Genomic DNA, 21,199 nt, shown 5'->3' with positions numbered 1-21,199 from the left:
ATCTAACGGGGCCGGGTAGCTCCTAACGGGGTCGGGTAGCTCCTAACGGGGTCGGGTAGCTCCGACGTGTTGCCACGTCGGAGCCCCTTTGAACCCGGCGTGCCAGGCCATGCCAGCGCCGAATTGTGGCGTCCCGCACCCGCCACACAGGACCGCGAGATCAGCGGATGAACGCTCGGACCTGCTGCTCCCAGCCGTCCGTGTGGATGATCCGCCCGACGAACGCCTCGCGCAGTACCCTCAGGTATGGCAAGCGCTCGACGGCCTGGCGGTAGGGGGAGGCGGCGGTCGCGGCATCGGAGTAGATCGCCTCGACCCGGAACCCGAGCAGCGCGAGTGCCTGGTTCAGTGCGGGGACGCAGCCGGGGTACGCCCGGTAGACGTAGGTAGCATCGCCATCTTCGCTGAGGACCTCGAACAGCACGTGGCGAGCGGCTTCGCAGAAGGTGAAAGCGAGGACCGTCGGGGCGTCGCCGCTGACGGTGAGCGCTGCGAGATCAGTCCACGGCGCGCGGGCACGTCCCTGGTTCGGCTGCGCGCGTGGCCTCGGTTGGTGGTCATGCCCCAGCGACTGGCCGCCGAATCCGGCCCCCTCGCGCCCGTACCCGCCGAGCAGGCGATAGGCCAGTACAGCGTCGACGTCCGGTTCGGCGCCAAGCCCCCCGCTCATCGCCGAGCCCATCGCATCCACCATGCCTCCGTGGGCGACCCCGGCCAATCCGCCTGGCGCCGGGGTCGGTACAACGTGGTTCCTCGGCCCGATCGGGTGGGCGTCGTCGCTGCCGGTCGACCAGCCTTCCCGTTCGACGGAGACGCTTTGATGCAGGCCGAACCAGAGCTCGCCGATCGTGGCCAACACGTCGACGCAGCATGCCTGCCGGGGGGTGGTGCAGACAGCGACGAGCGAGGTGAACGTGGTCGGGTCGACCCCGTCGAGTTGGGCGCGCGGGGTGGCGACCCCGTCGGCCAGGTAGCCGGCGACCCGACGGACGGCCAGCGATCCCAGGCCGGGCAGGAGCGCCGAGACCAGGTGCCCGCTGCGTGCCCGGGCCGCGCTGACTCGGACGTGCAGGAGCTCGCGGAACTCGCCGGTCCGCCGGCCGAGCCGCGCGATTACCAGCCTGCGTCCATCCAGGGTGGCGATCTCGAGGTGGTAACCCGACCCCTCAGCGGCCATGTCACCAAGGAACGAGTACGGCACCTGTTCTGGATCGCCGAGGTCAGGCACTGCAATCAGGGCGTCGTCGTACAGGTACAGCGCAGCGTCCACTCCGTCGAGCGCTCCGGCAAACCGCTCCGGTCGCCCGACGCCCATCAGCAGCAGGGTCCGAATGAGATCTTCGGCCCGGGCTTGGACAAGGTCTGCCAGCACCTGACCGTGCAGCCGCCCCAAGCCCTCCAGTAGCAGCATCGAGCCCTCCGCCAACTGCAGGAGCAGGGCTCCCGCAGCGACGTCGGTGACACCGAGGACGTCGGCGCACCGGACATGCAACGGCTGGCCTGCCCTCGGCGAAACCACGAGCATGTGATCACGCACAACCGCGGTGGCCTCGCTGTCTTCGAGGAGTTCCTCGTCGGCACCCATCAGTCGGTAGCGCATCGGTAGCGGCCGGCGGCTACGCGGTTGTTCCGCACTCGCCGCAGAAGCTGACCTCCGGCCCGAGACCGGACCCGCAGTTCACGCAGAACCTGCTGGGGCGCGCGGCGGCAAGGGCGGTCCCACAGCGCGCGCAGAACCTGCCGCCACCGCTTTCCTGCCCGCAACCGGGGCAGAGCCCGGTGCCCCGGTCGCGCAGGTTGAGGTCGTCGGTCCAGTCGACCTGCCGCACTCGTTCGTCGATCTGCTGGACCTGGGCCGAGGCATGGCGGGCGGCGATCTCCTGGTCGACCTTGGGTGCGCAGGTCACGCACAGGCCGCGGGTACCGTTCCAGCAGATCTGCTTGCAGACCCACTGGCCGCAACGATGGCACTGCTGGAAGCTGGGGGAGACCTCTTCGACGGCAGCGCGCAGCATCCTGTCGTTGGTCGACCCGGCGGTAGAGTCACGCAGCCACTCGGCGTTCCAGCCGGCGTCGGCGATCCGGTTACCCATGCTGCCGCCGAGTAGCCGCCCACCTATCGTCGCGATCCGGCCACCGAAGCCGGTGACGGAATGCCGGAACGCGGACTTGTACCCGTTACCGCACCGCAGGCAAGAGAACTCATACTGGTAACCCTCGCGTGTCGACAGGTCCCGGTACTGAGGTTTTATTGCTGGGGTTACTGCGTTTGATGCAGCGTTGGACAGCGTGTGTCCGGCGAGCTATGCCGGAGGGATGAGGTACGCAGACAGCGGCGGGCTGTCACCGGAGCAGCGGGCCGAGCGGGAAGCCGTCCGGATGCAGGCCGCAACGATGTTCGAACAGGGAGCCACCCCGGTCGAGGTGGCCCGGGAGCTACGGGTCACCCGGAAATCGGCGTATGCCTGGCGGCGGGCCTGGCAGGCCGGTGGGACCGCGGCGCTGGCGTCCACGGGGCCGGGGGGCCTGGCCTGCCGGCTCGACGACCGGCAACGGGCCCGGTTGGAGGCTGCGCTGCGCGCCGGCCCGGCCGTCCACGGCTGGGACGACCAGCGGTGGACGTTGGCCCGGGTCGCCACCGTGATCGAGAGAATGTTCGGTGTGTCCTACTCCCTGCCGGGGGTGTCGGTGCTGGTGCACCGGATGGGCTGGTCGGTGCGCCGGCTGGTGCACCGGCTGGTGCACCGGCTGGTGCACCGGCCGGTCGAACGCGACGAGGAGGCGATCCGGCGATGGCGGGAGGAGGTGTGGCCACAGATAACAGCGAAGGCCGCGGCCCTGGGTGCCTGGATCTGTTTCGAGGACGAGGCCGGCCAGTCCACCCGGCCGGCCAAGGCGCGGACCTGGGCGCGCCGCGGGCAGACCCCGGTGATCCCGGTGTCGGGGAAGGGCGCGGGGAAGGTCTCGATCGCCGGCATGGTCTGCGCGAAGCCCGGGCAGGACACCCGGCTGGCCTACCTGATGCGGCGCCACACCCATCGTGTGGGTGAGCGGCGCAGCCTGTCCGAGGAGGACTATGCCGCGTTGCTGAGAGCCGCCGACGAGGAACTCAACGCCCCCATGATCCTCGTTTGGGATAATCTGAACACCCATGTCAGCACGGCGATGCGGGCCTTCCTTGATGCCGACGCCGACTGGCTGAGCGTGTACCGGCTCCCCACCTACGCCCCGGAGATCAATCCGGCCGAGGGGGTGTGGGCAAACCGTAAGGGCCGGCTCCGCAGTCTCGCCGCCGCCGGCCTGGGTCACCTCGGTCGGGCGGTCGAGGCCGGGATGCAGCGGATGCAGGGCCGGCCGGAGCTACTCGACGGTTTCATCGCCGAGACCGGCCTTGTCCTCGCGTCGCCCTGACCCGTCCGGGACTGGCCCCGCCACCCGCATACCTCATATACGCGGAAAAATCCGTAGGCCATGCGATGGCCGACATCGAACGGAATGGGAGGCGGCATTGAAACTGCTAACCTTAACCATTTAACTTCAGTATGCAGGTCGAACAGGCTATGCAGGTCGAACAGGCTATGCAGGTCGAACAGGGTAGGCGGGTCGAGCAGGCGACGTGGGTCGCCGACCGAACGGGAACACCACCGTCGGGAACATCGAGTCGGGCAGGCCCAGCAACTGCGTGACCGCATGATCGGCGAAAGCCGTCACCGCACATGCGGCCAATTCAAGGGCGGTCGCGACCAGGTAAAGATTTTGCAGCGCGATCCCCGCGTCGACATGCAGCGTCCGGTAGTGGCGGATCGGGTATTTCACGAGGGTGGTATCCAGCCGGGCAACCAGGAAAAGCATCATCGGTGCCCGTTCGGCGAACTCGGGCTGAACCAGTACCGAGCGCAGCGCCGCCGTCGGGTCGCCCGACCACAGTGTTTCCAGACAATGGCCGTCGGCCTCATAGCGAAACACCCCGCCGGGTATGTCCCCGCCGGGTATGTCGCCACCGGGTTTGGTCGCTACGTATACCGCCGATGACGGCAGGCCGCCCGCGGACGGAGCCATGCGTAGCCGGTGCTCCGTACCACCAGGCAACCGGACCATTCGCTGCGGCCCCAGTGCCCACCGCAATAACGACGACACGCACGCGGCGCCGGCGGTTCGGAATGAAACCGATAATGGGACGTGCGGGCACCGAGTACCTCGTCGAGCCCGACCGCCACCTCCGGCCGCGGTCGAGGGAGCGCAATCCGGGCGGTAGCCCTGGACAGCCCGTCGAGCACGACCGCACGGGTGGAAGGGCCGTTGAGAAGGCGCTGCACCCGTAGAATGTCGCCGATCGCGCTTGTCATGTCACTCATAGGTGTTTCTGAACGCCGGATGTGTGCCGGGCGGGCGGCAGCCGTTCGGGCATGTGTCCTTCTCCCCGCTTCTGGGAACGAACCAGCTGGGAACGAACTCAACCATCGGCGTCGCACGCCGGCGGGCGGTGTCGAGCGGGCCTCCGACCACGGCGTGTTCTCCAGCCGATATGAAAGCAGCCGAAATGAAAACTATTTTCTTTAGTCTACCGGCCTGCCGGGGACCGCGTCGGTCAGATCGTCCGTGCCGCCATCCACCACGTACTCAGGAGAAGCTGTGACCACTGCAACCACGCATGCCCCGCACCACAGCGTCACCGACCACAGCCACGGGGCCGGGTGTGGGCACGTGGCCGTCCCCCATAACGGCCACGTCGACTACGTCCACGATGCCCACCTGCACCGTTCCCACGAGGAGCACTACGACGAGTGCGAGCCTGTCGGGCACACCGAGTGCGGCGGGCACACCCACACCCACGGCGACGGCTGTGGGCATGTGGCCGTGCCCCACGGCAATCATGTCGACTACCTGCACGAGGGGCACCGCCACGCCGCCCACGACGGGCACTGGGACGACCACTGACACCCCACGCCGGCCTGCCGCCGGCGGTGGTGGTCAGACGGTGGTCAGACCGCTAGGGCGGGTCTGATGGATCTTCAATCGCTTCGACCAACATCCATCAGACACGCCCTGGGCCGCCGGCGCTGTCGGGTGCCGTGCGGGCCGTCGGGACCAACCCGGATGCCGGCCGGAAGGCGGGGTCGATCTGGGCGGACAGATCCATGCCGGTCGCGTCGTTGGCCCACGCATGGGCGTTACGCAGATGGATGTCGTGCATCTGCGTCACGAAACGGTCCCAGTCCCGGACGGTGGTGTCGACCGCGGACTGGACCTCGGCCAGCGCGGCCCGGTTCGCCGGCTCCAGATCATCCAAGGTGAAGGGCCGGCCCTGTTCCATCGCCCGGACCGGTGCCGACTGGCTGAAGCAGACCAGTAGGTCGTCGCCGACTTCCCGGCGCAGGAACGCGACATCCTCGACGTCAGTGATCTTGTTGCCGAGCACGGACAGGGTGACGTCGAAGTCGGCGGCATACTCGCGGTACTGGCGGTGCACCGCGACCCCCTTGCGGGTCGGTTCGCAGACCAGGAAGGTGTGGTCGAAGCGGGTGAACAGCCCGGAGGCGAACGCGTCGGCGCCGGCGGTCATGTCGACGACGATGTACTCGCCGGCGGTGTCGAGCAGGTGGTTGAGGAGCAGCTCGACCGATCCGAGCTTGGAGTGGAAGCAGGCCACGCCGAGGTCGTCCTCGGTGAACGCGCCGGTGGCCAGCACCTGCACGCCGGCGGCATCGACTCCGAACCGTGCCCACAGCGGGTTGTCGCCGGTCACCGAAAGTAGTCGTGACCCGGGGCCAGGCGGGGTCGTCTTCACCATCACCGCCGCGGACGGGATGCGCGGGTTGTCCCCCCGTAGGTAGTTCTTGATCTCGTCCAGATGCTCGCCCATCGGCGGCGGCACGGTGCCGTCGTCGAGGCCGAGCGCGGCGCCCAGGTGCTGGTTGATGTCAGCGTCGATGGCCAGCACGGGGTGGCCGAGGGCGGCCAAGTGGCGGCAGAACAGTGCGGACAGCGTGGTCTTCCCGCTGCCGCCCTTGCCGACAAATGCGATCTTCATGGTGGTGTGCTCCGAGGTCGTGGCGGCACTGCCGCGATCGGGACGGGAAACACTGGAATAGTAATCGTTTTCGTTAAGAGCGCTCGTGGCGGGTCTGGCCGGATCAACGCGCGACTGTGGTTCATATTGACAACGGTTGTCAAATCGGAGAGAGTCGATGTTCCAGCGTGTCGCTGCGACAGGAGGTCAGTCATGTCCTTGACCGTGTCCCCGGATCTGCTCGCCCAAGCCGAAGCCGGCCATGTCGACCAGGAGGCGTTCCTGGCATGTGTACGCGAGTCGTTGCCCTACGCCTACGGCCTGGTCGAACGGCTCGCGGGTGAGCTGCCGGCCGCCGGGCGCGACTTCGCGGACAATCTGATCGCGCCACCGGACGACGCAGCCCAGGGGCAGCTGCTGCGGGCGATGGCAAGCACCGCCATCCGCAGCTCGCTGGAGCGGCGTTTCGGGGTGGCGTTGGCATTCCAGAACTGCCACCGGCTGGCCGCGTTCCGCCCGGCCGCGGTGGGCGGCGAACAGTACCGCCGTTTCGTCTCAGCGGAGAGTCAGCTCCTCAACCAGCAGCCCGGGTTCGTCAACTGCTGAACGTCTGGCGGGGGGCGCCAGATGTCGGCGGATGCGCTCACCGAGGGTTCCCGGAGCCAGGGTCGGGTCCGTCCTTGGCCGACGTGGCCGACTTGGCCGACTTAGCCGACTTGGCCGGTCCGGACACGGTCGGTCCGAACATGGTCGGTCCCGTGGGCGCGGGGGACCCGGGGTAGACCTGGTTGTCGATCGAACGGCGTTGGTAGAGGGTGGCGCCGACGAGCGCGCCGCCGAGCATGACAACGGCGATCGCGATGAACCACGACAGCAGGGCGAAGACGACACCGATGGGGCCATACTGGTGGGAGCGGCCGGTGATCGAACCGGACAGGAAGATGGCCATGAAAACGCTGAGGCCGAACAGGGCGATCGTCAGGGATACGGCGCCGCCCAGTAGCGCGCGCCATCCGATCCGCCCGCCGAGCAGAAAATGTTGCATCCACCATGCCCAGCCGAATACCAGCGGGGAACAGATCAGGCCGGTCACCACGGCCCCGCCGACACCGCCGGCGATCGAGCTGCTGGCGGCCACCACCGCGATCAGGGCAATGAAGGTGATCAGCCAGACCACGGCTCGCCACAGGTCACGGGCGCCGCGTGACGGTAGGCCCCACATGATTTCGTATCCGTGCTGGAGAGTCGCGGGCCATCCGACGGCGAACAGGAAGGTGATGACCGCGCTGAGGGGGGTGGTGGCATTGCTGATCGTTTCCTTGCTGGCGAACAGTCCCCGGACGTCGTGCGAGGCCTCGGTGGACAGCGCGAGGTGGCGTGCCCAGTGGGCGGCGAGGCCACTATCGCTGCCGATTGGTGCGACCGCGGCGAGGCTGATCAGCGCGGGGATGAACAGCATCAGGGCGAGCGCGGCCAGGATCAGTGCCTGGTTCATCAATTCCAACTCGGTGATGCGGCGTTGCACATGCCCGGCGGCGCTCGCGTCGAGGCGTTCCCGGGTCTGGGCATAGCGGGACATCGTGTCGGCGATGAGGCGCTTGCGTTCGTCCGCCCCGTCGGTGCCAGCGGACCGGTTGGTCGGATCATTCACGGATATCTCCACTCGCCACGCCGTGGGTAAGAGCGCCCGGCAATAGGGGCGTGGATGATGGTGCGAGCGGCCCCGCCGCCGACCCTCCAAATGCCGGCTGTCGCGTCGCCGGCTGATCGCCACCTAGATACCCACTCACCACGCATGAGGAACCCTTCGCCAATCACCTTTTCCGTCATCGCTCCCGGCCACGTCCCGCCCCGCGCCGCCCCGCCACGCCACGTCCCGCCCCGCGCTGCGTAGATCAGGCGGATGGCCGGCTGCACCGAGGACTGGGCACTGTCCGCTGGATCTTCAATCGCGCGGATCGACCAATATCCACCGGACAGGCTCTGGGCGAGGTGATGGCCGAGGTCGCGTCGGGTGATTCTCCGCATGAGCGTGTTATCGGCTTCGGTCCGGGCACGGTTGATGTGCGCAGGCACTGTTCATGTGCGGGCGACGAGGGGAGCAGCATGTCGGACGGTCACGAATCGGCGGATGCGGTGACGCCGGCCCAGAGCCGTTACGGCGGCGGCCCAGGGGCAGGGATCACGCTGCCGCCGTACTACCGGCCGACGGCGAGTGCGAAGAACGGCACGACGTTCTTCCCACTCGCCGAGGAACTGGGCGACGACGAAATGCGGATCACGTTCGCCGGTTCGTGTCCGTTCCCGCCGCGGCGTGACCAAGCGGGGCCCTGCATTCTGGTCGAGCTGGGGAACGGGCGGAGCTTCGTCTTCGATTTCGGGCCCGGCTGCCTGCGCAACCTCGTGGCGCTGCAGATTCCGGTCCCGTTGATCAACGACATCTTCCTGACGAACCTGCATTCGGCGACGATCGGGGAGCTGCCCTACCTGTATGCGTTCGCCCCGTGGACCGGGCGCTGGAAGCCGTTGCGGGTGCACGGCCCATCGGGTCGCACGCCGTGGGAGGGCACCGCGGCGATGATCGAGGGTATGAAGACGATGGCCCACTGGCACACCAAGGCATTCTCGGGAGTACCCGTGGGCGACGGCTATGAGGTCGACGTCGACGAGTTCGACTGGCAGGACGACGGCGGGATCTGCTACGACCAGGACGGCGTCACGATCCGGCACTGGCGCCGGATCCACACCATGGCCGGCGCGACCGGCTACCGGCTCGACTGGAACGGCCTGTCGTTCGCGTGGACCGGCGACGGCCGCCCGGACGAGCTGACGATCGAGCAGTCCCAGGGCGTCGACGTGTTCGTGACCGCTCTCCAGCTTGACACCGGGCCGCTCGCGGAGATCACGACCGGTGTTCCCGAGGTCGTCTACGACCTGTCGACGGACCTGGGACACACAAGCCACTACGGCGCCGGCTACATGATCAACAAAGTCAACCCGCGGATGGGGATGGTCACCCACATGGCGGCTGAGCACGGGCTGATCAACGAGACGATCGCCGGGGTGCGTACCCACTGGAACGGCCTGTTCGCTCTCGGCGCACCCGACGGGGTGGTCGTCAACGTCACCAAGGACGCGATCTGGAACCGCCAGGCCGCGCTCCCGGATGCGGCCAACCCGCGAAGCGCCACGACCCGCAACGAGCTGCGCGCCATGTTCGGCGGAACGATTCCCGAGACCATTGAGATCCCCGCACCGAAGTATGCGATCTCGGAGCTGGTGAATGAGGAGACCCTCGCACGCGAGATCTCCGCCACGACGTACGCACCGGCGGACGTCCAGCGTCCGATGGTGCGCGCGTTCCCGGCCCACCTCGTGGGCAAGAAGATTCCGATCGCCATGCTGCTCGGGGCCAAACAGGTCTCCGACGCCCTGCAAGACCTCACGAGGGCTTATTGTGCGCTCACGGAAGCGGTCGGCGAACTCACCTCCGGTGTCCTGACCAAGACGATTCCCAACGACTGGCTCGGGCGCCGCGTGACCCACGGCGTGAACGCGGCGACGCGAGCCGCCACCCAGGCATTGGGCGCCACCGCCAGCGCACAGCGTGCCATGGCGGAACGCGTCCGAAAGGGGGCGACCGCGACCCAGGGCCAGAGCACGAGCCACGCCGCCCAGCACGCCGCCCAGCACGCCGCCCACCATGCCGCCGGCATGGTGCTCGGCGCGCTGGAGGCGATCAGCAGGCCGGTGATCGCCCCGCGGTCGGTACCGAATGCCACCACCAACGGCACGACGGACGGAGTGCGCGGGTCGAGCCGCAGCGAGACGGACGCCGGGACGCCTGCGCAGAGCCGTTACGGCGGTGGCCCAGGAGCCGGGATCACGCTGCCCCCCTACTACCGGCCCACGCCGAGCGTGCAGAACGCGACGACGTTCTTCCCAGAGTCCGAGGAGCTGGGCGCCGACGAGATGCGGGTGACGTTCGCCGGCTCGTGCCCGTTCCCGCCCAGGCGCAGCCAGGCCGCGACGTGCATCCTGGTCGAGCTGGGCAACGGGCGGAGCTTCATCTTCGACTTCGGTCCCGGCTGCCTGCGCAACCTCGTCGCGCAGCAGATCCCGATCGCGACGATCAACGACATCTTCATCACGCATCTGCATGTGGATCACTACGGGGAGCTTCCCTACCTGCACGGGTTGGCTCCGTGGATGGGTCGTTGGACGCCGCTGCGGGTGCACGGCCCGTCGGGTAGCACACCGCGGGAGGGCACCGCGGCGATGATCGAGGGCCTGCGGCAGATGAACCACTGGAACACCACGTCGTCCTCGACCGTCCCGGTCGGCCGCGGCTTCGAGCTCGAGGTGAACGAGTTCGACTGGACCGACGACGGCGGCGTCTGCTACGACCAGGACGGCGTCACCATCCGCCACTGGCGCCGGATCCACAACATGAACGGCGCGACCGGCTACCGGCTCGACTGGAACGGCCTGTCGTTCGTCTGGACCGGCGACGGCCGCCCGGACGAGCTGACGATCGAGCAGTCCCAGGGCGTCGACGTGTTCGTGACCGAACTGCAGATGGACACCGGCGCGCTCGTAGCGGTCAAGACCGGCGCGCCGGAGGTCATCTATGACATGACCATCGACCTGGTACACACCGATCACTACGCCACCGGCTACATGATCAACAAGGTGAATCCGCGGATCGGCATGGTCACGCACATGGCCTACGACAACGACCTCATCAGCGAGGCGATCGCCGGGGTCCGCACCCACTGGAACGGCCTGTTCGCTCTCGGCGCACCCGACGGGGTGGTCGTCAACGTCACCAAGGACGCGATCTGGAACCGCCAGGCCGCGCTCCCGGATGCGGCCAACCCACGCCGTCCGCGTACCTCCGATGAGCTGCGGGCAATCTTCGACGGCGCGCCTCGAAAGGTCCCGGCACCGACACACACGGTTTCCGATCTCGTCGACCGGGTAACGCTCGCCAGGGAGATCCCCGGCGAGCGTTACGTCCCGGCGGACGTGCAACGCCGAGCCGTGCGGACGTTCCCGCAGAGCCTGGTCGGTGAACCAGCCCCGCTCGGCGAACGGACCCCTCGGTGCCAATGGTGACTGGTGGTGTCCTCCGGGCGTAGCAAAAACCGCGCACCGTCGGATGGGCTTGGGCCTCACGCCACGGTGACGACGACCTTGCCGCGGGCGTGTCCCTGCTCCACGTGGCGCAGGCCCTCGGCCGTGTCGGCCAGCGGATACGTCCGGTCGACGACCGGCGTGAGCGTCCCCTCCTCAATGAGCCCGGTGAGGGCGAGCAGCTCCGCCCGGTCCTCCCGGGTCGGGAGGATCCGCAGGCGCTGTCGGACGAAACCGTTGACTACGACCGCCCGCAGCATGGGGCCCACCGCCCCGACCACGCGGCCCGGTGAGCCGCCGGCGTTGAGCACGAGGGTCCCCGTCGGGGTCAACGCCCGGCGCAGCCGGCGCAGCGGCCGGTTGCCCACGTTGTCGAGGATCACGTCGTAGTGCGCGTGCCGGTCGGTGAAGTCCTCCGCCGTGTAGTCGACGACGTGTGCGGCACCGATCGAGCGCACCAGCTCGATGTTGCCCGTGCTGCACACCCCGGTGACCTGCGCACCCAGCGCCGCCGCGATCTGGACGGCGTACGTACCGACGCCGCCGGCGGCCCCGTTGACCAGCACCTGATGTCCGGCCCGCACCTCACCCACGTCTCGGATCCCCCGCAGGGCGGTCGCCGCCGCCACCGGGACCGCCGCCGCCTGCTCGAAGGTCAGGCCCGCCGGCTTGGGCACCACCTTGTCCGCCTCGGCGCGGGCGTATTCGGCGAACGCTCCCGGGCAGAAGCCGAACACCTCGTCGCCGGGCTGCAGCCCGCGCACGTTCGCGCCGACCGCCTCCACCCGGCCCGCCGCGTCGAGCCCGGCCACCCGGTACTTCGGCCTGGTCAGGCCCACTCCCATGAGCCGCGCGACGAGGGGGTCGCCGCGCAGCATGTGCCAGTCGTACGGGTTCAGCGCGGCGGCGTGCACCCGAACCAGCACGTCGTCGGCCCCGATCTCGGGCAGGTCGGTGTCCACCAGCCGTAGGACGTCCGGCGGGCCGAACCGCTCCTGGACGATCGCCTTCATCAGGTCTCCTCATGTCGTCACGCCAGATGTGATGGTTAAGAGCGACCGGCAATAGGGGACGCGGCGTCGCGGGGCTATTGCCGGGCGCTCTAACGCTAAACCGGCGTAACGGTCCGGCGCGGTGGGGCTACCCCCACCGTTGCGTGGCCGCGCGGGCGGCTGCGGCTGGCACTTGGCCTCGGAGCATCACCTGGCTGCTGGTCATGCTAACCGTCATGCTAACTATCATGCTAGTTAGCATGACGGTTAGTGAGGAGGACGGATGCTCGACGCCGAGCTCGCGGAGATCGTCAATAACCTTCGCACCATCGGTGCGGACATAGCCGACGTGGAGGTCAAGAAGGCCCAGGGTGGGCTGCCGTTTCGCCACCGGCGAACGTCGGGACCTGGTCGCTTGCGAACTCGTCACATAGACCGGAACCCACCGCTGGACCAGATACCAACTGTCCCGGCGAACAATCTCAGCGAAAGGCCGGTCCGCTCGGGCCGACCGCAGACCGGAACTACTCGCCGCCCTCGGCGATGAGACCCCGAGGCTGTGACTTGGACCTTTTCGCGGGTGCGGGATCCCGGTCCAGGCCATGGCACCGTTGAGGGCAGCGTCGTGGCCGACGCGGGTGGCCGACGCGGGTGGCCGAGCGGCGCTTCGAGCACAGAAAAACTCGTTCGAACGGCCGGCGCCGGTCGTGTCATCATCACGGCATGCCCGTTGCCGCGCCCCAGACCGAGTACGGCAACCGCGAACTGGCGTTGACCGGGGAGATCCTGCGCACGGTCGTCGGTTCCGGCGTGCACGGCATCGCCATCGAGGGCACCGACGACCACGACGAGATGGGCGTCTTCATCGAACCCCCGGCCTATCTGATGGGGCTCGGTAAGCCGTCCGACCACTACGTGTTCCGGACCCAGCCCGAAGGCGCACGCTCCGGTCCCGGCGACACCGACCTGGTGATCTACTCGCTGCGGAAGTATCTGCGGCTGGCGACAAAGGGCAACCCGACGGCGCTGCTACCGCTGTACGCGCCAGCCGACGCGGTGCTGGTCGTCACCCCGCTGGGCGAGGAACTGCGCAGGTTGGTTCCGGCCATGCTCTCGCAGCAGGCGGTGCGCCGGTTCCTGGGTTACCTGGACTCCCAGCTCAATCGACTGGTCGGCCGCGGACCACGACGCGGGACACCCAACCGACCGGAACTGGTGGCCCGGTTCGGCTACGACGTCAAATACGCCTCCCACGCGCTACGGTTGGCCTACCAAGGCAGGGAGGTCGCCCGCGACGGACGACTGACCTTGCCGATGCCCGAACCGGAACGGCAACGCGTCCTGCAGGTCAAACGCGGGGAGGTCCGCGAACTCGGCGCCGTGCTGGACGAAATCGCCGACGTCCAGTCTCAGGTGGAGAACCTCCTCGCTGCCGGCCGAACACCATTGCCGGCCCAACCGGATCTGGCGACCGTGCAGGAATGGTGCGTCGAGGCTCATCGACAGCACTGGGGCTGGACTTGATCCACGGTAAACAGCGGTGATGGCCCGCTCCCGCGGCCGTCGAGGCATGCCTGATTTCCGTGATGCTCAGGTTGGTGTTCCCACCATCGCCTTTCCGGTGGGAACACCGGTTTAGAGCGACAACGGGAAGAACGACGGGAAGATGGTGACGAGCAGGTTGCCAGGGCGCCGGTGCGCGCCGGTTACCGTAGGCGTCGCGTAGGCGCTTGGGGTCAACGGCAGGCCGCCGACCGGGGGTCGATGAACCGCAGGCACACGGACACGTATTGAACCGCCATCGAACTGCCTAGACTTCGCGCCAGTTTTTGGTATGCTCGCAGCCATGGCCGTCATGCCGTTCACCGAGGCGCGCAACCGTCTGTCGGAGCTCATCGACGAGGTGGAGCGAACTCACGATCGGGTGGAGATCACCCGCCATGGACATGCCGTGGCAGTCCTGATTTCTCCCGACGATCTGGCGGCGCTGGAGGAGACGCTGGACGTGCTGGCGAGCCGGGAGGCGATGCGGCAGCTTGCGGAGTCCCGAGACGCGGTCGAGGCCGGTGACGTCCTCGATGCCGAGGAACTCGGCGCGCTCATGGCGAAACGCGCGCGGAGCGCCGACCGGCCCGACGCGCGGTGACCGGGGCTGCCGGGGCCACCGAGCAGCCGTTCGAACTCCGGATCACCGGTCCCGCGGCCCGCGCTCTCGCCAGCCGGCTGCCTGAGAAGATCGCGGCGGCTGTCCACGAATTCATCACGACCACGCTTCTGGACAACCCCCGCCGGCTCGGTAAACGACTCCTCCTCCCGCCATACGAGGGCACCTGGTCCGCTCGGCGCGGCAGTTATCGCGTGCTCTACGAAATCGATGAGGAAAACCGCATCGTGACCGTAACCGCCGTCGAGCACCGGTCTGACGCGTACCGCTCGCGCTGACCGTGAGACTCGACGCGGAACAAAGGCCCTGCGATGAACCCATGGTCCTTTTCCAGGTCCTCGGCCGGTGGGGAAAGTAGCTACTGCTCAGAAGCCTCGCGACGTCGGCGCGGAGGTGGTCGATGATCCCCATCAACACGGTCGCGAGGTTCACTGTCGGCGCGGGTCCTATCCGAGACTGTGAATACACGTTCGACTACCGTTCGTCGATGTGATGGGCGGCGGGCGGCCTCATCCGCGGCCAGTGCACGCGACTGGTCCACCCCGATCCGAAGGGGACGCCAGTTTGGGCATGCCTCGTCTCGGACGTCACCGATCACATTGCCTGCTGATCGTAATATTACGTACGTCATACTACAATCTAGGATGGGGTGCAGGGCAAGGGCCTTGCAAAGCGAATGGAGGAGCCCGGTGGCGCGCTACGACAAGGAGCACAAGCAGGCGACGCGGCAGCGGATCATCGAGACGGCGGGTTATCGGTTCAAGCAGGACGGCATCGACGGCTCCGGCGTCGCCACGCTGATGGCGGACGCGGGGCTGACCAACGGTGCGTTCTACGCCCACTTCGCGTCCAAGGAGGACCTCGTCGCGACAGTCGTCGCTGACCAGCTCGGTACACAGACCGCGAGGTTCAGCACACTGGCGCCCGGCCGCGCGGGACTGGAGGGGTTCCTACGCGACTACCTCTCGCCTCAGCACCGGGACAACCCCGGCACCGGATGCCCCTCCGCCGCCCTGCTCGACGAGATCGGGCGCTGCGCGACCGCAACCAGGCACGCCTACACCGACGGTGCGCGGGCCATCGTGGACGAGATCGCCGCCCGTCTGGCTCCTGACGATCCGCAGTCCGCACGCGGAAAGACGCTCGGGCTCTTCACGATGATGGTGGGAACGATGCAGCTGTCCCGCGCCCTGTCCGACCCGAGGTTCGCCGACGAGGTCCTCGAACAGGGCATCCAGAACGCCCTCGCATTCATACGCTGAGCAACACGCATGGCGCTCCGCGGCGGAACGCGCACAGCTCAACCGCGCGAGGGCTGAGGACCGACCGTCCGGATTCTGCGGTGCCGTCGAGAGGGGCGACGCGCGAGGTGTTCCGGCTCGTGCCGATCACGTTGAACCCCGTGTCGACGAGCGCGAGCGCGGCTGCCCTCCCGATGTCTGAGGACGCACCCGTCACGAGCGCCACCTGGCGCGTTGCTCTCATCGTCGACTCCCTAGCCCTTTGACGTACGGTCATACGACCATAGAGTGAGACGGAGTCCGAAGGCAAGACTCTTCGGAAAATTAAGAGCGCCCGGCAACAGGGGACGCGGCGTCGCGGGGCCGGGGTGCGTAGGTCGTTGAGGTCATCCTGATGACCGGAACCACCTACCGTTCGGCCGAATGTCGTCCGACAGTAGGTGGAATCGGTCGCTATGGCGGCCGGGATCTCCACCTGGCCGAGCGGATCGTCATGATTCATGTCAGCGGCGTCCTGGTCACACTCGGCGACCTCGATGTGCGAACGCCGAGTCCCACCCTTCCGCATCGACATCGTCTACAGTCACGACGTCTACAGTCACGACGGACTCGACGCCGCGTCCCCTATTGCCGGTCGCTCTCAGGGCGCCGTACGTGAAGCCCGATTCCTACCCCAAGCGATCCTGATCGAGACGAAAACTAGTCACCTCGAAGTCGTGTGGGGAGAGTCGGGCACAGGGATCACACCGCCGCGAAGGGTACATGATGAGTGGCCTGACCGTACTCGCGGTTGTATTCGTGGCCTACGCGCTGGTGGCGTCCACGCTGGATCGCTGGTGGATCACCGGGCCGATGGTATTTGTCGCGGTTGGCTTGATTCTCGGCCCGCACGCGCTCGGGATCCTACCGTTCTCGCTGAGCAGCAAGACGATCCTCACCATCACTGAGCTGACGCTGGCGCTGGTGCTCTTCTCCGATGCCTCGACAGTCCGGCTCCGTGACGTCGAAGGCGACGCGACACTACCCGGACGCCTGCTGTTCGTGGGGCTCCCGCTCACCATCGCCGCAGGCGCGCTACTAGCCTATTACCTGCTCCCGGGGGCAGGGTGGGCGCTGGCGGCGCTGATCGCCACGATTCTCGCCCCCACCGATGCGGCCCTTGGCCTGGCTGTCGTGACCAACCAAGCGGTGCCGGTGCGGATCCGCCGGGCGCTCAACGTCGAGAGCGGCCTCAACGACGGGATCGCGACGCCGTTTGTCACCTTCTTCATCGCGGTAGCTGCGGCCGAGGAAGGCATCGGCGAGCACGCGTGGGGCCTGGAGGCGCTTAAGGAGATCGGCCTGGCGATCGTCGCGGCGGCCGTCGTCGGCTTTGTCGGCGGGAGCCTGCTGGCATTCGCCAAGAGCCGGGGGTGGACCTCGGAGGTGTCCGAGCAGATCGCCATCCTTGCGCTCGCGCTGCTTGCGTACGCGGGCTCGGTCGCGATCGGCGGGAACGGGTTCGTCGCGGCATTCGGCGGGGGGATCCTGTTCGGGACCGTCGCCAAAGGGCGTCTGGGCGCGGCTGGCGCGTTCACCGAGACGCTCGGGCTGACCGCATCCTTCCTGGTGTGGACCATCTTCGGCGCACTGTTCGTAGGAATGACCTTTTCCCACGCATTTTCGGCCCGGCCCATCTTGTACGCGGTGTCAAGCCTGACGGTGATCAGGATGGTGCCCGTCGCACTCGCCCTCATCGGAATCAGACTGCGGCCTGCCACCGCCGTCTTCATGGGCTGGTTCGGCCCTCGCGGGCTGGCCTCGGTGGTCTTCACTCTCATCGCCCTGGAGGAATTCGACCACAGTAGCGCCGGCGACACGCTGGTAGAGGCCGCGACGTGGACGATCCTGTTCTCGGTGGTCCTGCACGGCATCTCAGCCTCGCCGCTGTCCGCACGGTACGGAGCGCTTATAGTGAAGGCGCGTGACGTGCCAGAGAAGGCTCCGGCAGAAGAGCCGTGGATCAGGCTGCGCGACCTGGCAGGTCGCCATCCGTTGGGAAGGAAGCCGGCGAAGGAATGACCTTTTCCCCGGGTCGTGGAAGCATCGGCTATAAGGAGCAGCGGTGCCAGAAATGAGACGGCGCCTCTGCGCGCCCGAAGGCTCGTGGTCATCGGGTCCCGGGCTCGTCCGGGCGGAATAGCAGGCGAAGTATGTTGATTCTTCCGACAATTATGATCAAAATCGCCAATACCGTGGACATGTCGTGGTTGACCAGAGGGGCGGGTGGATCAGATCGATATCGACGCCGACACCTGTACGGGCCGTGGCTGGCAGGCAAAGGCAGTCGGGTGGATCAGATCGATATCGACGCCGACACCCCGAGTGGACACTCGACACGATCACGCAAGGCGAACCGAGGATTCTGGAGAAAACATTATCAGGTACCGACTCGGCCTGTATTCCGAGGAGATCGGCCTGACCGGTGACCAGCTCGGCAACTTCCCGCAGGCGTTCACCCACCTCGCGATGATCAACGCTGCGGTCAACCTCAACCGGCAACTCGACACCACCGACGTCCAGAGTCGGGACTGACCGTCCGCGGCCAGCGGCCAGCGGCCGTTCGGGGGATCCCCCGGGGAGGACGACCGTCGGCGGTAGGTGGAAAGCGTTGTCCCCATGACCACAATGACCTACCGTACGGTTTCTTGGCCGTTGGCCGTAGGTGGAAACTGCCGTCCCCATGACCACAATGACCTACCGCTGGGGGAGCTCCGGTCCCCTACGGCCGGGACGGGCCCGACACTGGCTCCGGGACACCGACCTGAGCGTCGCCGATCTGGCGACGTTTGCCGTGTCGCCGATCTGGCGACGTTTACCGTAGTCCACCACCTCGTGGGGGCAGATCTCGTGGGGGGCAGATGTCGAACAGCGTGGTTTATCCGGAGCCGCAGCCTGTGTGGCCGGTGCCGGTTACCGTTCTGACGGGCTTTCTCGGGGCGGGGAAGACCACGCTGCTCAACCGGATTCTGCGCGGTGATCACGGGCTCCGGGTCGCGGTGCTCGTCAACGACTTCGGCTCATTGAACATCGACGCCGAACTCGTGGTAGGTGTGGACGAGCGTGCGGTCGTCAGCCTGGCGAACGGGTGTGTCTGCTGCACGATCCGTGATGATCTTTTCGATGCCGTACGGCGCGTCATGAACATGCCTGAAGCTCCCCAGCACGTGATCCTTGAGGCCAGCGGTGTCGCCGATCCAGCGGGTATCGCGGTCACGTTCCTGGACCCGGTTCACCGTGACATCCTTCGGCTGGACAGCGTCCTGTGTGTGCTGGATGCCGGCGAGGTCTTTGGCGCACCCGAGCAGGAGCGGTTGAAGCTCTGGCAGATCGCCTGTGCCGACATGGTTGTCCTGAACAAGGTCGATCTTGTGGGCGGCGGCGAGATCCGACGGATCAGGGCGTGGCTCGACGAGCACTTTCACCGCTACCGCCTCATCGAAGCGGTCCGCTGCGCGGTGCCGATGGATCTCCTGCTGGCCACCGGACGGTTCGACCCGGCCGGGCCGTGGTTTGACCCCGGTCACGGTCACGGTCACGGTTCCGGCGACACGGGGCATATGGGCCATCTGGACGGGGGTCCGGGTCCGGGCAGCGGGTTCGAGACCTGGACGTATCTCAGCGACGAGCCGATGTCCCTGGACCTGTTGGAGGAGGCCTGCGGGCGGCTCCCGGCCAAGGTCTACCGCTGCAAGGGGATCGTGCGCAGCGTGGAGGCACCGGATGTCCGCGCCGTTTTGCAGGTCGTCGGGAAGCGAGTCGATCTCACGTTCGCCGACCACTGGGGCGAGCGCACCCGCCGGACCAGGATCGTCGCGATCGCCGCGGAGGGAACGGTCGACGGCGACGCGCTGCGCGCCGCGTTCGACGGCTCCCGGGCCGGCTGAGCTGCCGGCCCGGGAGGCTGTCACACCACTGGGTGGAGATCGAGTTGGCCGCCCGCGCGGGAGTGACGCAGAGCGTGATCAGCGCTTACGAGTCCGGGCACCGGCAGCCGGCTGTGTCGACGCTGGCTGCGTTGATCGAGGTGGCCGGGTTCGAGCTCACCGTGGGAATTCGCAGACCGCCGCACCGGCTACAGATGCTGTCCGGGCCGATCGGGCGCGTGGTCCGTCGCCACCGGCGGGAGCTGATCGCGGCCGCCGCAGTGCACAGGGTGTCGAACCTGCGGGTGTTCGGCAGCGTGGCCCGCGGGCAGGACCGCCCCGACAGCACACCTATCTCATGTGCACCCCGTGCACCCCCACCGGACATGACAACCGCAATCGGGCTCTTGTCGTCTGAATGAACCATTGCCCCATCTCCCAACTTCTTCTTTAGAGCGACCGGCAATAGGGACGCGGCGTCGCGGGGCCAGAGCACACACCTCGCGGTATCGCGTCCCGTCCATCGCTGCGCGCCATGGGTACCCAGGCTCGTCGGTCGACACCCACAATCGGGGTGACTCCTCCTCGCACCTCGCGATGCACGTACCCCAGCCCCGCTCCTTGATTCACGCCCCTATTGCCGGGCGCTCTTAACCGTGAAAGACCAGCTCACGGGCCAAAATCGAATGTCGGAGCCGAATCGGGTAGCCTGGAGAAGGTTGCGGTAGGTCGAAGCAGGGAGGCGCGTCCTGAGTTCCACCGGCTACTGGTGTCTGGGCGTCCTGCGGGCCGACGCCGACGAAGCCTATCTCCATTCCGTGCGGGCCGAACTCAGCCGGCTCGCCGCCGACGCGGAGATAGACACCTGCTACCGGGAGTGGGTCGGGACCTTCAACGACGTCATACCGGCGCAGGCACACCAGCCTGATACCCCGGCGATGAACCTGGTCCGGCTCGGCCACATCGCGGTAGTCGGCGACTGCGTCTTTGTGAACATCGGCGGTGCGCTTGGCGACGACAGCGCCTTGGCGCGGGTGGCAGGGTTACGCAGGGGATCGCCGGTCGTGGGGTTGTTGCACGCGCTCGGCCCGGAGCGGGCGCGGTCCCTGCCCGGCGTGGTGGGTAACACGCTGGCATCCGCGGCCGAGGTGGCATGCTGCGCGGACGGCTGGCGGGCTGCCTGCACGCTGGCACCGAACGAGCGGGCCGCCGCGTTGGACCGTCTCGATCAATGGTGGGGCGAGGCCGGCGACGGCGGTCGCGGTGGGAGCGAACCGATGGCCGTGTTGGACATGATTCCGGAGATCATCGATATCGCGTTGGTGCGGCGCAGCGGCCTGATTGCTCTTGCCGCCACTTTCTGATCGTGGGTGGTCGGGATGGCCATGCGGTTGCGGAACCCCGCGACGCCGCGTCCCCTATCGCCGGTCGCTCTTATACCTGCAATCCCATCGATTTCTCCAGCATGAACGAACGTACGGTAGTTTCCATCCCTGTACCGAGTGCGCCGAGGCCCCAGCCACGCCGGCGGGTCCGGTCGATGAGCGCCTGAACTCCGTTGAAGAGGGCGTCACGTTCCTCCTCGTCACCCAGTACCTCGAGGAATCTGTCAGGTCGTGCAGTCGACGTTCGTCGGCTCGGGTCGGCGGACATCCACTGTTGCACTGGTAGGCCGTCGGCGTTCGCTCACGGTGCTGTCGGCGGTTGTTGTCCGACCGAGCGCACGCCGCCTGCATTGGCGACGGTACAGA

General features: G+C 67.4%; 20 protein-coding genes. 13 read left to right on the top strand and 7 right to left on the bottom strand.

Annotation, left to right across the window (positions count from 1 at the left end; genetic code table 11):
* Positions 1-160 precede the first annotated feature (160 nt).
* Positions 161-1,585 carry a hypothetical protein gene (locus tag U9978_RS21230; RefSeq protein WP_322762903.1) on the bottom strand — a complete coding sequence of 475 codons (1,425 nt, stop codon included), beginning with the start codon at positions 1,583-1,585 and terminating at the stop codon, positions 161-163.
* Between the two features lie 31 nt (positions 1,586-1,616).
* Complete coding sequence (locus U9978_RS21225; RefSeq protein WP_322762902.1) at positions 1,617-2,093, bottom strand: zinc ribbon domain-containing protein; 477 nt, start codon at positions 2,091-2,093, stop codon at positions 1,617-1,619.
* 223 nt (positions 2,094-2,316) lie between these two features.
* Between U9978_RS21225 and U9978_RS21220 the strand changes: the two genes are divergently transcribed.
* Positions 2,317-3,411 (top strand): IS630 family transposase, encoded by a 1,095-nt coding sequence (locus U9978_RS21220; protein WP_322762901.1) that lies wholly within the window; start codon positions 2,317-2,319, stop codon positions 3,409-3,411.
* A gap of 165 nt (positions 3,412-3,576) precedes the next feature.
* On the opposite strand, the gene U9978_RS21215 is transcribed toward U9978_RS21220, so the two are convergent.
* Entirely contained in the window at positions 3,577-4,098 is a 522-nt protein-coding gene (locus U9978_RS21215; protein WP_322762900.1) for a SagB family peptide dehydrogenase, read from the bottom strand.
* 534 nt (positions 4,099-4,632) lie between these two features.
* Between U9978_RS21215 and U9978_RS21210 the strand changes: the two genes are divergently transcribed.
* Positions 4,633-4,938, top strand: coding sequence for a hypothetical protein (locus U9978_RS21210; protein ID WP_322762899.1), 306 nt, complete (start codon positions 4,633-4,635; stop codon positions 4,936-4,938).
* Between the two features lie 97 nt (positions 4,939-5,035).
* On the opposite strand, the gene U9978_RS21205 is transcribed toward U9978_RS21210, so the two are convergent.
* The gene (locus U9978_RS21205; RefSeq protein ID WP_322762898.1) at positions 5,036-6,031 is read right to left on the bottom strand and encodes an ATP-binding protein; all 996 of its coding nucleotides are present in this window, start codon (positions 6,029-6,031) and stop codon (positions 5,036-5,038) included.
* 192 nt (positions 6,032-6,223) lie between these two features.
* Between U9978_RS21205 and U9978_RS21200 the strand changes: the two genes are divergently transcribed.
* Positions 6,224-6,616: an SCO5389 family protein gene (locus U9978_RS21200; protein ID WP_322762897.1), complete on the top strand. Its 393-nt coding sequence runs from the start codon at positions 6,224-6,226 to the stop codon at positions 6,614-6,616.
* A gap of 37 nt (positions 6,617-6,653) precedes the next feature.
* On the opposite strand, the gene U9978_RS21195 is transcribed toward U9978_RS21200, so the two are convergent.
* Complete coding sequence (locus tag U9978_RS21195) at positions 6,654-7,661, bottom strand: hypothetical protein (protein WP_322762896.1); 1,008 nt, start codon at positions 7,659-7,661, stop codon at positions 6,654-6,656.
* Positions 7,662-8,116: 455 nt separating this feature from the next.
* Between U9978_RS21195 and gntH the strand changes: the two genes are divergently transcribed.
* Positions 8,117-11,128, top strand: a complete 3,012-nt coding sequence (gntH, locus tag U9978_RS21190; RefSeq protein WP_322762895.1) for a guanitoxin biosynthesis MBL fold metallo-hydrolase GntH — start codon at positions 8,117-8,119, stop codon at positions 11,126-11,128.
* A gap of 56 nt (positions 11,129-11,184) precedes the next feature.
* On the opposite strand, the gene U9978_RS21185 is transcribed toward gntH, so the two are convergent.
* Complete coding sequence (locus U9978_RS21185; protein ID WP_322762894.1) at positions 11,185-12,159, bottom strand: NAD(P)-dependent alcohol dehydrogenase; 975 nt, start codon at positions 12,157-12,159, stop codon at positions 11,185-11,187.
* Between the two features lie 702 nt (positions 12,160-12,861).
* Between U9978_RS21185 and U9978_RS21180 the strand changes: the two genes are divergently transcribed.
* From U9978_RS21180 to U9978_RS21165, 4 genes are all read left to right on the top strand, one after another.
* On the top strand, positions 12,862-13,662 hold the full coding sequence (locus U9978_RS21180; protein WP_322762893.1) for a DNA polymerase beta superfamily protein: 801 nt from the start codon (positions 12,862-12,864) through the stop codon (positions 13,660-13,662).
* 322 nt (positions 13,663-13,984) lie between these two features.
* Entirely contained in the window at positions 13,985-14,284 is a 300-nt protein-coding gene (locus U9978_RS21175) for a type II toxin-antitoxin system Phd/YefM family antitoxin (protein ID WP_322762892.1), read from the top strand.
* Positions 14,281-14,580 carry a type II toxin-antitoxin system RelE/ParE family toxin gene (locus tag U9978_RS21170; protein ID WP_322762891.1) on the top strand — a complete coding sequence of 100 codons (300 nt, stop codon included), beginning with the start codon at positions 14,281-14,283 and terminating at the stop codon, positions 14,578-14,580. The genes U9978_RS21175 and U9978_RS21170 overlap by 4 nt, the downstream gene beginning before the upstream one ends.
* Positions 14,581-14,991: 411 nt before the next feature.
* Positions 14,992-15,564: a TetR/AcrR family transcriptional regulator gene (locus tag U9978_RS21165; protein ID WP_322762890.1), complete on the top strand. Its 573-nt coding sequence runs from the start codon at positions 14,992-14,994 to the stop codon at positions 15,562-15,564.
* Here the strand turns inward: U9978_RS21165 and U9978_RS21160 are convergent.
* A complete protein-coding gene (locus U9978_RS21160) occupies positions 15,554-15,787 on the bottom strand; it encodes an SDR family NAD(P)-dependent oxidoreductase (RefSeq protein ID WP_322762889.1) in 234 nt (77 codons plus the stop codon). The genes U9978_RS21165 and U9978_RS21160 overlap by 11 nt on opposite strands.
* A 521-nt stretch (positions 15,788-16,308) precedes the next feature.
* On the opposite strand from U9978_RS21160, the gene U9978_RS21155 reads away from it, so the two are divergent.
* The 5 genes from U9978_RS21155 (at position 16,309) to U9978_RS21135 (ending at position 20,812) form a co-directional block, all read left to right on the top strand.
* Entirely contained in the window at positions 16,309-17,604 is a 1,296-nt protein-coding gene (locus U9978_RS21155; RefSeq protein WP_322762888.1) for a cation:proton antiporter, read from the top strand.
* Between the two features lie 204 nt (positions 17,605-17,808).
* Positions 17,809-18,117 carry a hypothetical protein gene (locus U9978_RS21150; protein ID WP_322762905.1) on the top strand — a complete coding sequence of 103 codons (309 nt, stop codon included), beginning with the start codon at positions 17,809-17,811 and terminating at the stop codon, positions 18,115-18,117.
* A 371-nt stretch (positions 18,118-18,488) separates the two neighbouring features.
* Positions 18,489-19,469, top strand: a complete 981-nt coding sequence (locus U9978_RS21145; protein ID WP_322762887.1) for a GTP-binding protein — start codon at positions 18,489-18,491, stop codon at positions 19,467-19,469.
* A 32-nt stretch (positions 19,470-19,501) separates the two neighbouring features.
* Positions 19,502-19,870: a helix-turn-helix domain-containing protein gene (locus U9978_RS21140; RefSeq protein WP_322762886.1), complete on the top strand. Its 369-nt coding sequence runs from the start codon at positions 19,502-19,504 to the stop codon at positions 19,868-19,870.
* 396 nt (positions 19,871-20,266) lie between these two features.
* Entirely contained in the window at positions 20,267-20,812 is a 546-nt protein-coding gene (locus U9978_RS21135) for a hypothetical protein (RefSeq protein ID WP_322762885.1), read from the top strand.
* The last annotated feature ends 387 nt before the right edge of the window (positions 20,813-21,199 follow it).

It is taken from the genome of Protofrankia sp. Cr2, from assembly GCF_963555885.1.
Classification (GTDB): Bacteria; Actinomycetota; Actinomycetes; order Frankiales; family Frankiaceae; genus Protofrankia.
The sequence above is the reverse complement of the archived record's forward strand: the minus strand, read 5'-3'. Positions and strand labels throughout refer to the sequence as shown.